The sequence below is a fragment of the Brachyspira hampsonii genome (assembly GCF_002214805.1).
In the GTDB taxonomy this organism is placed as follows: Bacteria; Spirochaetota; Brachyspiria; order Brachyspirales; family Brachyspiraceae; genus Brachyspira; species Brachyspira hampsonii.
On sequence record NZ_CP019914.1, the window covers coordinates 721,307 to 737,422 of the forward strand.

Genomic DNA, 16,116 nt, shown 5'->3' on the forward strand with positions numbered 1-16,116 from the left:
TTATTTATAACTTTGATTTGATATTCTTAACTTTGTTCTCATCAGTATATTTTACATTAAACTCTGAAGCTCTTAAAGCTGCCCCCATAAATACATTTTCATTCCTATACTGCATAATACTTTCAACTGTTTTATTTGCAGTCATATGATATTCATTAGCTTTTACAGTGTCTTTTATATATTCAATATTTCTTTCATTTATTCCGCTTCCGGGCATTATTATTATTTTATCATTATATTTTGAAACTAATTCTTTTAATTTGATTATACCGCTCATAACATTAGCCTCTCCTCCTGAAGTGAGTATTCTCTCAAAACCAATGGATATTATATCTTCGCATGCTTTATTTAAATCACAGCTTACATCTATTGCCCTATGAAATGTAGCTTTACTGCTTCCCCATAACTCTAATAATTTAGAGCATCTTTCTTTATCAACTTTTCCTTCTTTTGTAAGTATGCCGAATACTATACCGTCAATTTTTAATTCTTTCATGAGTTTTATTTCTCTTTTCATTATTTCAAACTCTATATCATCATAGCAGAAATCTCCGCCCCTAGGACGCACCATTGCATATATTGGTATATTTACTTTTTCTCTTGCTAATTCTAAAACACCGAAACTTGCAGTTGTGCCTCCCTCAAACATATTACCGCAAAGCTCAAGTCTGTCAGCTCCGCCTTTTTCAGCATTTATACAAGACTCTGCAGAATCAACGCATATTTCTATTTTGGTATTCATAATAATGCCTTTTATAAAATTATTAAAATGTGTAAATTATACTAGAAATTTGCTAATTGTCAAAATATATCATACATATCTTATTTTGCATATACTGCTAATATAAAAAAGTATTTATTCTTTACTCTTAAAGGAAGCATTGATAAATACCCTATTACAATAAACATACATATTCAAAATCCTGATAATATTACAGAAAATAAAAAATATTATATAGACGGATATTATAAATATAATAGTATTAATACTCAAATACCTATAAAGCGGAGAAATGGATAAGAATACTATTAAATTTACTGCCTTTGATTATGATAATTCTGATAAAAAAGAGGAGCATATCCTGATACTGCAATATCACTTTTGACATTAGATATTAATAAATTAAAAACAAAAATATTAACTTTATCAGATTTTGTAAATGACAGTGATAAATTTAGAAAAACTTTTCAAAGAGAAATTGATAAATATTATAAAGAAATTAGAGAAGATGATTTTACCATTGATGTAATAAATAAATCTGATAGTTATTATGCTGTCAAGAAATGTTTCAATTAACAGATATTCTGACAGTATTAGTTTGCATATAAGGTTTGAGCTTCCTCATGTTGTTAGAGCACTTGATGATTTTGAAATATCTTTTGAAAAATTAAAGCCTTATTTAAAAAAGAATATTTATTGATTATTATTGCTATATTTTAATGATAAATAATCAAAACTTTACTTTTATATTTATTTTTTGTATAATAGTATTATGAGCAGAAGAGATATTAATGTTTTAAATGATTATTTTGTGAGGTATTTATTTTCATCACCAGACAGTAATCCTATACTGCTTGATTTTATCAATTCAATAATGCTTGACTCTAATATGAAAACTTTTAGATCAGTAGAGATACTTACTCCATTTAATTATAAGGAAAATTATGAAGATAAGGAAACAATAGCAGATGTAAAATGTATTACACAAAATGGAACTGTAGTTATAATAGAAATTCAAATTCAAGGTAATTCAAGATTTCCAGAACGAATATTATATTATTGGGCTTCTAATTATAGCAAATTATTAAAACATGGAGAAAAGTATGATGCTTTAACTCCAGTAATTAGTATCAATTTACTCAATTTTAATTTAGATGATTCAAATAATATTCATTCATGCTATATGATTTATGATACCAATAATAAAAGATTACTCACTGATCATTTGCAAATTCATATAATTGAACTCAAAAAATTTAAATATAATTTATTACAATCAGATTTAAACTGTTGGCTTAAATTTTTTACAATGAAAGAAAAAGATAATAAGGAGGTTATTATGTCAGAATTAGTAAAAGAAAAACCTATAATGGAAGAAGTACAAAAAAGATACAATAACTTTATTAAAGACAGACTGATGATGAACGAATATGATAAAAGGCAGGCATATTTATATGGTAATCAAATAATGCTTGAAGAAGAAAGAAGATTAGGAAGAGAAGAAGGTATAAAAGAAGGTATAGAACAAGGTAAAAAAGAACAGAAAATATCTATAGCTAAAAGCTTCAAAAATGCAGGCATAGATATAAAAATTATAAGTGAAAACACAGGATTAAGTATAGAAGAAATAAAAAAATTGTGAGCATCTAGTAAATTTATTTACTAGACACAAATAGCGAGCAAGTTTTTTATGTCTAAATAATAATAAAAAATTTGTGAACATCTGGCAAGTTTACTTGTCAGACACTTTTAGTGAACAAATTTTTTATATATAAACAAAGAAATAGAAAAATTATAATAATAAAAATTGTTAGTGCTTGATATTTGTAAGAATGTCAGTGTCTTTAAAAAACAAGTTTTTTATAATTAAATAAATAATTTTTTATAAATCAAAAATTTTTAACTATTAAAAATAAAAAGAGCTTCTATATACAGCAATATATAAAAGCTCTTAATTTTTATTTATTACTTTTTAAGAAGTTCTCCTACTATCTCATCAAGCTCTTCAGGTTTTACTCTAGGATCATAGCGTCCTACTATATTTCCCTGTCTGTCTATCAAGAACTTACCGAAATTCCATCTTATTTTTTCAACGCCTTCTTCTGTAGGTTTTTCTGCTTTCAAATAAACAAATAAAGGATCCGCATTTTTACTATTAACTTTTACTTTATCAAATAGTTTGAAAGTAATACCAAACTTTTCTTTTCTAAACTCGGCAATCTCTTCAATAGGTTCTTTTGCCTGACCTCCGAATTGATTACAAGGGAAATCTAATATTTCAAAGCCTTCTTTTTTATATTTTTTATACAAGTCTTGCAATGCTGGATACTGTTTTGTAAATCCGCATTTTGTGGCAGTATTTACTATTAATAAAACTTTACCTTCATATTTTTTTAATTTAACATCCTTGCCTTCAGCATCTTTTACTGTGTAATTATATATACTCATAATTCCTCCATAATTTTTTATAAGTATTAATTATTTATTGTAAAATTATAAATTAATTTTTCTATATATGCAAATAAAAAAGGCATACTCTATAATAATAGAATATGCCTTGAAATTACTCCAATTATAAATTATAAAAGAGCTTTAGCAGCATTTAAAGCAGCATCATAATCTGGTTCATTAGTGATTTCTGGAACATATTGTACATATTTAACAGTATTGTCTTTGTCAAGAACAAATACAGCACGAGTTAAAAGTTGTAATTCTTTTAATAAAGTACCGAATTTTCTTCCGAAATCTTTTTGATTGTAGTCAGAAGCTACTATATGTGAAGAAGCATTAGCAGCAGCACACCATCTAGCTTGAGCGAATGGTAAGTCAACAGATACTGTTACTACTGTTACTCCTTTTAAAGAAGCAGCTTCTTTATTGAATCTTTTAGTTTGTACATCGCATACAGGTGTATCTAAAGATGGTACAGAAGATATGATTTTTACTGTATCACCTGCATCTTTTAAAGACCATGGACTTAAATCTGTTTTTACTACTGTAAAATCTAAAGCTTTAGCTCCAACTGTTAATTGAGCACCTTCTAAAGTTTGTGTTGCACCTTGAAATGTAACTGTCATTTTTTACTCCTTCTATTATTTATTAATTTTAATAAAAATTAAATATAATCTTTTATTATTTAAGAAAATATATAAATTATTAGGAAAAAAGTCAATAAAAAAAATGAATAATTTTATTTTTTAACTCTTTCAAGGAGCTTAAGTCTAATTAAAAACTCTTTATTGTATTTTATATCTATCTTTATATTTTTTTTTGTGATAGGATGAACAAAATTAATCTCTTTTGCTATTAAAGCAAAACCTTTCATTTTATAAATATCAGCATTTTTTGAATATATTTTGTCTCCTATTATTGGATGTCCTATATATGAAAGATGCACTCTTATCTGATGCGTTCTTCCTGTTAAAGGTTTTAATTCAAGTAAAGTATGTTCATTTAATATTTTTAGAACTTTATAATGAGTTACTGCTGATTCGCCTCCGTCTTTTACAAGCAATGGTATTCTCCTATTAGGATTTTTTTTGTCTATTCCTATTGACACATCTATTGTACCATTATCTTTTTTTACTTTTCCCTGAACTATGGCATGATACACTTTATTAATGGTTTTATTTTTAAAAGATTCTTCAAAATATTTTTTAGTTTTCTCATCTCTAGCAAGAATAAGTATTCCTGAAGTAAATTTATCTATTCTATGAACTAAATATAAACTATCAATATGATTATATTCTTTTTTTATTGTATCTATTAAATTATTATCCGCCTCAATACCTGCTTCTTTATCAATAGCAATGAAATAATCATCTTCATAAATAATTTTCATTTTATATTCACTTTATAATTATTATAATTTTTCTATAATTAAAGATATTCTAGTAAAAAAGTAATTCACATTTCTCAAACTTTCAGCAATAAGAAATATTAATTTTTCTCTTGTATCTCTTTCTCCCCTTTCGCACATAAGTATAGTTGCTGATAAAATAGTTTGCAGTATGCTTGCTTTTTTTTGATATTCTTTTACAAGATTCATTGTTTCATAATATAAATTATCTATATTATTTAAATTATTATTTATATTGTTATATGTATTTGACAAAACATTTCTAAATTCTTCTAATATATTTTTTAATTCTATATAGGCTTTTTTTATATCGGTGTCATTATCTTTTTTATATATGCTATTAGCTATATTTAATGCTTTACTTCTTATATTATCAATAGAAAAATTTTCTATGAAGCCCTCTTCTATAGAATCTATCTTCACAGCTTCTTTAGTAATTCTCCTTATTTTCATATTTGAATATTTATCTTTAAATTCATTAAAATATTCCATCTGACTTTCAAATACAAATTCTGTAGGCGGATAATTGTCTATATTTGTATTATTTCTTATAGCATTAAAATAATATGATTCATAAGTTTTTAATTTATTAGTTTTATTCACCATATATTCATAAGAAAGAGCATGTTTGATATGCCTCTCATAAAAAGGATAGCTATTGTCAAAACCTATTAATAATACTTCATCTAAACCAATATAATGAGCAAAATCTATCATAGTTGTTGCTACGGTGCTTGAAGTAGTAAGGCATGATAATTTGGTGAAATCCTGTATATATTTTATTATTCCTAAATTTTCAGAAGAAGTAAACCTTATAATATCAGCATTTATATTTCTAGGTATTATTTTATTTGCCGCTATATCCATAACCAAATAAGGAAATTCTCTATTTTCATATACAAAATCTAAAGAATTAAAAAATCCCCCGTCTACAGTAATTACAAAATCAGGAATTATACCATGTTTACATAACACACTGTAACTTGTATCAACGCATATAATAAAGAAATTTTCTCTTTCTTTTTTTATTGTATCTATACTATGCTTCAAAGTAGGACCCGGACATATAAGCAATGCCTTTAATCCTTTAAATGCATCTTTAAAAGGAATTATATCCGATGATTTTTTTATATACTCACTATTAAATATTATATTCTTAGTCCATATATTCTCAAAATACATATTAGTAAATATATTGGATATTTCTTTTTCCATTATATTTAATATCTGAGTATAAAATATATTAGCATTATCCTTTTCTTCTTTGGTAAGCGATGGAAGAAGAACTAAATTAATACCATTTATACTTTTATAATCAATGATTTTATTTATATAATCAATACTGTCATCTTTATATACAAAAAATATATTCTTATTATCCGTATTGTATATATTATAATAAGAATATTTGAAAACTGCAGCATCTTCTATAACAACTATTATTTTAAGAGTTTTTATGATTTCTTTATTAAAATAATTATCAATATTTTCAATCAGGTATTTTAAAGTGTATCCTAATCCATAACCATATATTATGAGAAGATTTTTATTTTTATTTATATTTTCTAAAGCTCTTTTACATTCATTATTAATATTATATTTGCTATGTAAAGCTCTGCCATTTTTGGAAATTATTATGATATTATCTTTATTTTTTTCTATTTTGTATGAAGCGTCAAGTTCGCTTTTTTCTTCTTTTAATAAATTATGCAGTTTTACTGATATATTCATCTATTTATAATAACAAAAAAAATATAAAAATCAAATATATAGCACAATATATAATAAAAAATAATTGACAATATCCATAATTATTATAAATTATAAAGATATAACTTTTATGAGGTATTTTTATGTCAACTTCACCATTAGGATATAATACTAAAACAGGAAAACCATATAAAGTAATGGTTATAGATGATTCTAGTACTATAAGGATAGCTGAAAGAAAGATATTATTATCTGAAAGCTTTGATGTAATATTGGAAGCTGACGGTGCTATGGATGCTTTAACAAAACTTAGAGAAGCAACAGATAAACCGGATATAATAATGACGGATTTTGAAATGCCGCAGATGAATGGAATCGATTTGCTTAAAAGGATTAGAGCATTGAATATAGACTCCAAGATAATAGTTGTTACTTCTTATGCCAACAAAGGCGTATTAATGGAGTTCTTAAAATTAAAAGTAGACGGATATATTGTAAAGCCTGTTAATCGTCAGACTATGATATATCATTTAGCTAGGATAATAGGAAGAGAAGATTATTTAAAATAAATTTAATCTTAAGCATTTTAATTTATAATGTCTGAAACTATATTTTCAGAAATAAAATATATTATTACAATAGTATAGATTGAATTATATATTTTCTTCTATATTATAGTATCATTTTATATATTGATAATTTTATCATAAAATGTTATAATTGTATGAATATTTTTTAAGGATATAAATATATGGCAGTAAAAAAGAATAAAGAAGATAATTCAGAAGAAAGACAATATTCCACACTGACAAAAGATATCTTGAAAAGAGTAGATCATATTTCAATAGAAAATGAATTAAGAGAATCTTATTTAACTTATGCTATGAGCGTTATCGTGTCTAGGGCATTGCCTGATGTAAGAGACGGTTTAAAACCTGTTCATAGAAGAATCTTATATGCTATGTATGATGCTAATCTTACACATGATAAACCATATAAGAAATCAGCAGCCACAGTCGGTGAAGTTTTAGCCCGCTATCACCCGCACGGAGATGCTGCAGTTTACGGAACTATGGTAAGAATGGCACAGGATTTCTCTATGCGTTATTTGCTTGTAGACGGACAGGGTAACTTCGGTTCTATAGATGATGACCCTCCTGCAGCAATGCGTTATACTGAAGCAAGAATGACTCGTTTTGCTGAAGAGATGCTTAATGATATAGAAAAAGAAACTGTTAAATTCGTACCGAACTTCGATGATTCCAGAACTGAGCCTTCTGTACTTCCTGCTACAGTCCCTCAGCTTTTAGTTAATGGAAGTATGGGTATTGCTATTGGTATGGCTACTAATATGCCGCCTCATAACTTAAAAGAGGTTGTAAATGCTATAGTTTATTATATAGATCATCAGGATGCAGAAATTAAGGATTTGATGCGTTATGTACAAGGTCCTGACTTCCCTACTGCTGGAATTATATACGGTAAAGAAGGAATAAAAGAGGCTTATACTACAGGAAAAGGACGAATAAAGCTAAGAGCTAGACTTGAAGTAGAAGAAACAAAAAAAGACAGAGAAGCTATAATAGTTAAAGAGCTTCCTTACGGCGTTGTAAAAACTAATTTGCATGAAAAAATAGCTGAATTAGTTAAACAGGGAAAAATTGAAGGCGTTGCTGATATTAGAGATGAATCCAGCAATAGAGCAGGTATTCGTCTTATAATAGAACTCAAAAAAGGGGTTGCCACACAAATAGTGCTTAATCAGTTATGGAAGCATACTGATTTGGAAACTACTTTCGGTATAATAAATCTTGCCTTAGTTAATGGCGAACCTAAAGTTTTAAATTTAAAAGAGCTTATAAAATATTTTGTTGACCATAGAGTTGAGGTTATCACAAAAAGAACAGAATATGATTTGAATCAAGCTAGGGCTAAAGCTCATATATTAGAAGGCTTACTCATAGCTCAGGCTAATATTGAAGAGGTTATAAGAATAATAAGAGAAAGCGAAAATACTGATGCTGCAAGAACTACTCTTATGAACAGATTTAAACTTTCAGAAAAACAGGCTCAGGCTATACTTGACATGCCTCTCAAACGCTTAACTGCTTTAGAAAAATTAAAAATAGAACAGGAATTACAGCAATTAAGAGAGTTTATAGCTTACTGCGAAGATTTGCTTGCACACCCAGAAAAAATACTTGCAGTTATTAAAGATGAGCTTAAAAAAATAGCAGAAAAATACGGTGATGACAGAAGAAGCGAAATAATCGGAAAAACTAATGACACCGAAATAGATGAAGAAGATTTAATACATGATGAAGATGTAGCGGTATCTATTACTACTCAGGGATTCATTAAAAGAGTACCTGCTTCAAGCTATCGTACACAAGGCAGAGGCGGCGTAGGTGTTCAGGGCGGAAAATCTCAAGGCGAACATTATATAGAACATTTATTCGTTGCTTCTACTAAAGACTATTTATTTATATTTACAGACAGAGGTAAGGCTTTCTGGATGAAGGTGCATGAAATACCTGCTTTAAGTAAAATATCTCAGGGTAAAAGTATTAAATTTATACTTAATTTAGCACCTGAAGAGAAAATTACAAGCTACTTCACAGTATCCGAATTCGAACCTAAACAGTCTATTATTATGGTTACAAAAATGGGTACTATAAAGAAAATGGAATTAAAACATCTTGAGAATGCCAAAAAAAGAGGAATACTTGCTTTAACATTAGAAAATAATGATGAATTAGTTGCAGTTTCACCTGTACAAACAGGAGATGATTTCATTATGACTACTGCTTCAGGACTTGCTTTAAGAATCACTGAAGAGAAGATTAGAAAAATGGGAAGAGCAGCAGCTGGTGTTAAAGGTATTGCATTAGATGATGATGATGTTTGCGTATCAGGAAATGCTATACATAAGGGTGAATCATTAATTGTTATTACAGAAAATGGTATAGGTAAGAGACTTTCTTCAAAACAGTTTAATGTTAAAGGAAGAGGAGGAAAAGGACAGATTTATATTAAACCGGACAATAAAACAGGAAATGTTGTCAGCGTAAAAACTGTAGGTGATAAAGATGAAATAATGGTTGTTACTACTGATGACATGACTATAAAGATTAAAGCTGATTCTATACCTGAACTTGGAAGAAATGCTAAGGGTGTAAAAATCGTTAATATTTCTGATGGTGCTAGGGTTAGTGATTTAGCTGTTGTACCTGCTGATAGTGAAGAGAAAAAATAATTTAATATTTATAAAGCCTATATTTTTTAATATAGGCTTTTTTAATTAAAAAAAATTGCATTTTTATGAAATTTTATTATATTGATAATATAACAAAATGAGTATTTATAAATATTTGAAATAATTGTTATTTTATTTCTTAAATCTTTAATTTTAATTATATACAATTTTTTCTGTTAACTGTTAAAGAAAAAATTTACTTATTAAAAATATAAAAATATAGATAATATTAATATGTTATTTTGAGGTTACATTATGAATACTACAATAAAGCTGCCTTATGATGCCGAAATATTTATAAAGAGTAAATTTCTTAAAGCACAAATAGTAGAAATCGAAAAAACAGATAATATTTTTAAAGTAGAACTTGATAATGAAGTATTTATCACATTTGATGAAAATGGTAATTGGATTTCCATTAATAGTGAGAAAAGGCTTCCTGAAGATGTTATTCCTGATATAGTTCAAAAGAAAATAAATAAATTAAAAAGATTTGAAACAAAATATAAATATGAGAATTTAGATATTAATGAAATAAGGAAAATCATTAATTCATATAGAGTAATATTAGATCATTATTTGGAAATGCATATATACAGTAATTAAATCATTTCAAACAGCGAACTATTTTACCATTAGACATCTCATAAACATTGTTAGCATAAGCTGCTATATTATGGGCATGTGTAACCATAATAATACTAGTTCCTTGTTTATTAATAGTTGTTAATATTTCCATCAAAGTTTTTGTACTTGCAGGATCAAGATCGCTTGTAGGCTCATCGGCTATTAAGCATTTACAGCCGTAAGCCAATGCTCTTAATATAGCAACCTTTTTCATTTCACCGCCTGACAGATTAGATGCTTTAGAATATGTTTTATCTTTAAGAGCAAATAATTCTATATTTTCCTTAGTCTGATTTATTTTTTCTTCTGTAATTTTATGTTTAAAAGATAAAGGCATTAATATATTATCAATAACGCTTATAGTTGGTATAATAACAGGATATTGAAATATATAAGAAAAATATTCTCGTCTAAAACTTGCAAGAACATCTTCGCTGGCTCCATTCAATTTGAAAGAATCATAATATATAGTTCCGCTAGTAGGTTTAAGTATTCCGCCTATTATACTTAGCAATGTACTTTTTCCGCTACCTGTATGTCCTACAAAACTTATAAAATCACCTTGATTGATATCCAAACTAATATCTTCGCAGGCATTGAATTGATTAACTCCTAAAGGGAAAACCTTTGATACATTGATTATTTTTATATTCATAGTGTTCCCCTCAAATCATCATAAGGATCTTTTCGTAAAAGTATAGAATTAGAAATAAAGGCTCCTATCATAAAGCCTACTATTAGTACAGCATTTGATAGTAATACTACATAAGCTCCGTTAATTACATCAGAAATTTCTACCAAAGTTAATATATATGAACTATATCTTATATACAAGATTAACATTTCTATAATACAAATCAAAAATGATCCTAAAGGATATAAAAGGCTTATTAATATAGCTAATTTTCTTATAGCTAATTTAGTAGCTCCGAATATACGCAAAGTAGAAAACATTCTGCTGTTCTTTGAAAATATATAAGAGCTGGATATTGCCGAATATAATACTCCTATTATTAATATTCCTATAAATAAAGCGTATATAGAAAACTCTCTGAAGAAAGGTATATTTTCATTTAATAATATTTCATATTTCCATACCAAACTAAATATAGAAGTTACAGTCATAAGCTGAGATAATGAAATAAATATTATTATTGAAAATACAATACTTCCTTTAATGAGTTTTGAAGCATATCCTATAGTTGAATTATACACAATAAAAAACCTTTTATTTTTTTTAACCTATTAGCCGTATCTTTGTAAAATAGCTCTAAAATTCAATATCGATATTATCTATGATTACTTAAGCAAATTATTTTTACTGTATATAAGTAATTATCTTAATGTTCCGAATTCTATTGTATTAAAATTATCTACTTCTTCTATTAGCGGGATAGGATATTCAGACATATCTTTTCCTTCTCTTAAGGTATTGTATATTGTTAAATTATTTTTTTTCCAATCGGATAATCTTTTTTTGTATTCTTTTGTATACCCTGAAGTCATTTCTAATCTGCCGTTATTCAGAATAAAGCCTACTAGCATATTTACATTGCTATTTGGAATAGAATCTCTTACATCATAAGCAACATAATTTAAAGGCATCTTTTCATAATAATAAGCATTAGTAGAGCTTTCCGCATACAGAAATATTCCTGTACCGCCTTTCATACCATTTATTTTATATTCCACATCTCCATTTTCTTTAAATGTATATAAATATCCGTTAGGAGCAAGCACACTTTTCCCCTTAACCGATTTTACCCATACATTATTATATTCACTATCAGATACCTTAACATTAGAGGCACAAGAGCTTATAATAAACAATAAGATGAATATACTATACAATTTCAACATAAGAGACCTTATTTAAAAATATTTTTTATATTTTCGGCATAAAAACTAATTATAATATAAAATTATATTTATGTAATTTTTTCATAGTCTTTTCATTATGAACTATTGCTATTTAATAAAATAATATTTATTATATATTGACATTTTTAATACCTTATATAAATGGTAAAAGTAATATGTATAATAATGAATCAATATATAGCGAATTAATAGAAAAATTTTCAAAAAGCGAAGAATTTGTAAATTTCGATATAAAAAAAACAAAAAGCATAACAGGACTTAAAGGAGGAAGTGATTCTTTATTTTTCGCTTCTATTTTTAATACAGAAAGCATTTTAATAATCAAAGAAAATGAAAGCGATGCTATGCTTCTAAGCCAATCTTTAAATTTTTACAATATACCTAATTATTATTTTCCTGATTATGATACTGTTCCTTTTACTAAAATGTCCCCCATTACTGATATAGCACAGGAAAGAATAAATATATTATATAAATTAATAAACAAAGAAAAATGTATAATAATAACAACGATAAATGCTGTAACTAGAAAATTACCAAATAGAAATGATTTGAAAAAGCTGCCTATATATTTAAATGTAGGGGATAAATTAGATTTGGATAATTTAAGATTAACATTGTATGATTTAGGATATGTTATAGAAAGAGAAGTTGCAGAAAAAGGTACTGCTTCTGTAAGAGGAAGTATAGTAGATGTATTTTCTGTGGAATATGACAATCCTATTAGAATAGAATTATTTGATGATGAAATAGAGAGTATAAGATTATTTAATATAGAAGACGGAAGATCTTTCAAAACCGCAGAAAATATTATTATTTATCCTGTAAGAGAAGCTGTATATAGTGATTCGGCGGTAAATGAATTTTTAAACAGTAATGATATTAATGATGAAATTAAAGACAATATAATAAAAAGAAAATATTTCGCCGGAAGTGAAAATTTACTGCCTATTTTTTATACAAATTTAGAAACTATATTTGATTATTTTGATTATGGTTATGTATTTATTGATGATGCTTTAAAATTAAAAAATAAATTTATTACTATTATAGATACTATAAAAGAAAATTTTAATGACATAGATAATATATTCAATATAATAGAAGATATTTATAAACTTTATATTGATAATAATTACTTATCTGAGATAGTAAAAAAATCAATAAATATATCTCCGTTCATAACAGATGCAGATATATATAAATTTAACTTTTTGGAAGGTGTTTCTTTTAAATCAAGATTAACAGATTTTCTTGATTATGTTAAAGAATATAGGGAAAAAGATTATTTAATTATTCTCTCTACAGGTCATCATGATCAGGCATTAAGATTTTATAAGATAATGCAGGATTTATCTCCAATCATTATAACTGAAAATGAAATACAAGAAGATGAAGAAAAAGTATCTGAAGATAAAGAAAATAATGATAATAAAGAAATAATAAATAACAGCATAGAAAATACTGAGAATAATAATGAAGATAATAAAGAAATAATTCTTGAAGATAATAATAAAAAAGAAGAAACAAAAAAAGATTATTCAAAAAATGAAAATAATTTTTATATAATAACTACCCAATCATCATCAGGTTTTATAAAAGATGATATAAAAACAATATTCATGGCAGATTGGGAAGTATTTGGAAGAAAGAGAAAAAAGGTAAGAAAAATACCTAAAGTTAATAAAAACTTAATAGAAACATTTGTAGACTTGAATGTAGGAGATTATGCTGTACATGTCAATTATGGTATAGGAAAGTATTTAGGTCTTACAAGAAAAATGTCAAATGGAAAAGAAAAAGACTATATAACATTAGAATATGCTAAAGGCGATAAACTTTATATACCTGTAGAGCAAATGAACTTCGTACAGAAATACATATCCGGACATGGCGAAGCCCCTAAATTAACATTATTAGGCGGAAGTGCTTGGGATAAAATAAAGAGCAAGGCAAGAGAAGATGCATTAGCTACTGCCAGAGAATTAATAAAACTTTATGCTATAAGATCCAATATCAGAGGAAATGTTTATGGGGCTGATACTCAATGGCAGGACGATTTTGAAGCTTCATTTCGTTATGAGGAAACAGTTGATCAGTTAAGAGCCATTAATGATATAAAAGAGGATATGGAAAGCGGCAAAATGATGGACAGACTTGTATGCGGAGATGTAGGATTTGGAAAAACAGAAGTGGCATTCAGAGCTGTATTTAAAGCTATAATGGCAGGAAAACAATGTGCTATACTCTGCCCTACCACTATATTATCACAGCAGCATTATAATAATGCCAAAAAAAGATTTGAAGATTTTCCTATTAGAATAGAAGTTTTAAATAGATTCGTTACAAGCAGGCAGGCAAAAAGAAATAAAGAATTATTAAAAACAGGCTCCTGCGATTTAATAGTAGGAACTCATATGCTTTTATCAAAAGATATTGAGTTTAAAAATCTCGGACTTATAGTTATAGATGAAGAGCAGAGATTTGGTGTTAAGCATAAAGAGGCATTAAAAAAATTAAGATTAGAAACAGATGTTCTCACCCTTTCAGCTACGCCTATACCTAGAACTTTAAATATGGCTTTAACAGGAATAAGAGATATAAGTATAATAGAAACCCCTCCATTAAATAGAATACCTGTAAAAACTTTTGTTACAGAGTTCAGCGAAGAAGCAGTTGTAAATGCAATAGAAAGAGAACTTAAAAGAGAAGGACAAGTATTTTACCTTTATAACAGAATAGACACTATAGAATCATTTGCACTTATGATAAAAAAACTTTGTCCTAAGGCAAGAATATGCGTAGCACATGGAAGAATGACAGGGCATCAGTTAGAAAAAATAATGGAAGATTTTATTAATCATAAATATGACATACTAGTATCAACTACTATAATAGAAAACGGTATAGATATACCTAATGCTAATACTATACTAATAGATAATGCAAATAAATTAGGATTATCCGAACTTTATCAATTAAGAGGAAGAGTTGGAAGAAGCGACAGAGAGGCTTATGCTTATATGTTCTATCCAAGCGATTTAGCTCTTACAGAAGTTGCTTATAAAAGACTTGAAGCTATATCTGAACATACAGATTTAGGTGCAGGATTTAAAATAGCTATGCGTGATTTAGAAATAAGAGGAGCAGGAAATATTTTAGGTAAAGAGCAATCCGGTATGATATATCAGGTAGGTTATGAACTTTATACTCAAATGCTTGAAGAAGCTGCCAATGAATATAAAGGAGAAATAAAAGAAGTAACATTCGATACAGTTATTGATTTGAAGCATAATTTATTTATTCCTGACTCTTATATAGCAGATTCAAAAGAGAAAATATCCGCATACAAATTAATAATGCGTTCTCAAAGCGATGAAGATATAGAATATTCTAAAGAGTTTATGACAGATAAATACGGAAAACTTCCTAAAGAATTAGAAGATATTTTTAATATAGCAAAACTTAAAATCATATTGAAAAGAATTAGAATATTATCTGTTATAGAAGGACAGTATAATATATATCTTAAACTTGATAAACTTTCAAAAATAGATACTGATAAACTTGTAAAATTAATCAATACAAAAAATTCCGGAGTTTATTTTGATAAGGATAATCTTAATCAATTAATAATACCTGTTGTAAATGAAAAAGAAAATGATATTGAATGGAAATTAGAAAAAATAAAAAATGTAATATTGGCAATAGAAAGCGAAAATTATACAGAGGATACTAATTCACAAAATAAAAGTAATGAAAACACTGAAAATAAAGAAGATAATAAAAAAGAAGAACATTCCAAAATGAGCATTGTAGAAGCTAATATAAAAAATAACAAAAATAATAAAAAAAGAATTATATCAAGAAGATCGCCTAAATTGATAAAAGTAAATAAAAAATAATATAATTTTAATTTATTTAAACTACATTAAGTATAATAATATACTACAAATTATACTTAATGTAGTTTTTTTTATATTTTTTGATTGAAATTGATTATTTTTGATTGATTTTGATTGATTTTTATAGTTTTTTTGCTATAATTATTAATATAAAGAT

Annotated in this window: 15 protein-coding genes; 7 read left to right on the forward strand and 8 right to left on the reverse strand. The window is 26.7% G+C overall.

The genetic code is table 11. The features are described from left to right. Positions 1-4: 4 nt before the first annotated feature. Positions 5-742: a copper homeostasis protein CutC gene (locus BHAMNSH16_RS02900; protein WP_008728491.1), complete on the reverse strand. Its 738-nt coding sequence runs from the start codon at positions 740-742 to the stop codon at positions 5-7. A 360-nt stretch (positions 743-1,102) separates the two neighbouring features. Between BHAMNSH16_RS02900 and BHAMNSH16_RS14460 the strand changes: the two genes are divergently transcribed. The 3 genes from BHAMNSH16_RS14460 (at position 1,103) to BHAMNSH16_RS02910 (ending at position 2,363) form a co-directional block, all read left to right on the forward strand. Further along, positions 1,103-1,297: a hypothetical protein gene (locus tag BHAMNSH16_RS14460; protein WP_241033641.1), complete on the forward strand. Its 195-nt coding sequence runs from the start codon at positions 1,103-1,105 to the stop codon at positions 1,295-1,297. Continuing rightward, positions 1,272-1,421 carry a hypothetical protein gene (locus tag BHAMNSH16_RS14465; protein ID WP_241033642.1) on the forward strand — a complete coding sequence of 50 codons (150 nt, stop codon included), beginning with the start codon at positions 1,272-1,274 and terminating at the stop codon, positions 1,419-1,421. Before BHAMNSH16_RS14460 ends, BHAMNSH16_RS14465 begins: the two co-directional genes overlap by 26 nt. Before the next feature lie 72 nt (positions 1,422-1,493). After that, positions 1,494-2,363: an Rpn family recombination-promoting nuclease/putative transposase gene (locus tag BHAMNSH16_RS02910; RefSeq protein ID WP_069731739.1), complete on the forward strand. Its 870-nt coding sequence runs from the start codon at positions 1,494-1,496 to the stop codon at positions 2,361-2,363. A gap of 323 nt (positions 2,364-2,686) precedes the next feature. On the opposite strand, the gene BHAMNSH16_RS02915 is transcribed toward BHAMNSH16_RS02910, so the two are convergent. The 4 genes from BHAMNSH16_RS02915 to BHAMNSH16_RS02930 all read right to left on the reverse strand — a co-directional run bounded on the left by BHAMNSH16_RS02915 (position 2,687) and on the right by BHAMNSH16_RS02930 (position 6,311). Then, the gene (locus tag BHAMNSH16_RS02915) at positions 2,687-3,169 is read right to left on the reverse strand and encodes a glutathione peroxidase (protein WP_008727232.1); all 483 of its coding nucleotides are present in this window, start codon (positions 3,167-3,169) and stop codon (positions 2,687-2,689) included. Between the two features lie 131 nt (positions 3,170-3,300). Next, positions 3,301-3,798: a thiol peroxidase gene (tpx, locus tag BHAMNSH16_RS02920; protein ID WP_008727233.1), complete on the reverse strand. Its 498-nt coding sequence runs from the start codon at positions 3,796-3,798 to the stop codon at positions 3,301-3,303. 113 nt (positions 3,799-3,911) lie between these two features. Further along, positions 3,912-4,562 (reverse strand): RluA family pseudouridine synthase, encoded by a 651-nt coding sequence (locus BHAMNSH16_RS02925; RefSeq protein WP_069731740.1) that lies wholly within the window; start codon positions 4,560-4,562, stop codon positions 3,912-3,914. Positions 4,563-4,583: 21 nt separating this feature from the next. Then, a complete protein-coding gene (locus tag BHAMNSH16_RS02930; RefSeq protein ID WP_069731741.1) occupies positions 4,584-6,311 on the reverse strand; it encodes a motility associated factor glycosyltransferase family protein in 1,728 nt (575 codons plus the stop codon). 122 nt (positions 6,312-6,433) lie between these two features. Here BHAMNSH16_RS02930 and BHAMNSH16_RS02935 point away from each other — a divergent pair, with 122 nt between their 5' ends. The 3 genes from BHAMNSH16_RS02935 to BHAMNSH16_RS02945 all read left to right on the forward strand — a co-directional run bounded on the left by BHAMNSH16_RS02935 (position 6,434) and on the right by BHAMNSH16_RS02945 (position 10,152). Beyond that, positions 6,434-6,859, forward strand: a complete 426-nt coding sequence (locus tag BHAMNSH16_RS02935; protein ID WP_008726693.1) for a response regulator transcription factor — start codon at positions 6,434-6,436, stop codon at positions 6,857-6,859. A gap of 182 nt (positions 6,860-7,041) precedes the next feature. Then, positions 7,042-9,546, forward strand: coding sequence for a DNA gyrase subunit A (gene gyrA, locus BHAMNSH16_RS02940; protein WP_008726695.1), 2,505 nt, complete (start codon positions 7,042-7,044; stop codon positions 9,544-9,546). A 255-nt stretch (positions 9,547-9,801) separates the two neighbouring features. Further along, a complete protein-coding gene (locus tag BHAMNSH16_RS02945) occupies positions 9,802-10,152 on the forward strand; it encodes a PepSY-like domain-containing protein (protein ID WP_008726697.1) in 351 nt (116 codons plus the stop codon). 1 nt (position 10,153) lies between these two features. On the opposite strand, the gene BHAMNSH16_RS02950 is transcribed toward BHAMNSH16_RS02945, so the two are convergent. The 3 genes from BHAMNSH16_RS02950 to BHAMNSH16_RS02960 form a co-directional block, all read right to left on the reverse strand. Beyond that, a complete protein-coding gene (locus BHAMNSH16_RS02950; protein ID WP_008724423.1) occupies positions 10,154-10,828 on the reverse strand; it encodes an ABC transporter ATP-binding protein in 675 nt (224 codons plus the stop codon). Next, positions 10,825-11,388 (reverse strand): hypothetical protein, encoded by a 564-nt coding sequence (locus tag BHAMNSH16_RS02955; RefSeq protein WP_069731742.1) that lies wholly within the window; start codon positions 11,386-11,388, stop codon positions 10,825-10,827. Before BHAMNSH16_RS02955 ends, BHAMNSH16_RS02950 begins: the two co-directional genes overlap by 4 nt. A 120-nt stretch (positions 11,389-11,508) precedes the next feature. Further along, on the reverse strand, positions 11,509-12,033 hold the full coding sequence (locus tag BHAMNSH16_RS02960) for a hypothetical protein (RefSeq protein ID WP_039954372.1): 525 nt from the start codon (positions 12,031-12,033) through the stop codon (positions 11,509-11,511). A 176-nt stretch (positions 12,034-12,209) separates the two neighbouring features. Here BHAMNSH16_RS02960 and mfd point away from each other — a divergent pair, with 176 nt between their 5' ends. Then, on the forward strand, positions 12,210-15,959 hold the full coding sequence (gene mfd, locus BHAMNSH16_RS02965) for a transcription-repair coupling factor (protein ID WP_069731743.1): 3,750 nt from the start codon (positions 12,210-12,212) through the stop codon (positions 15,957-15,959). The last annotated feature ends 157 nt before the right edge of the window (positions 15,960-16,116 follow it).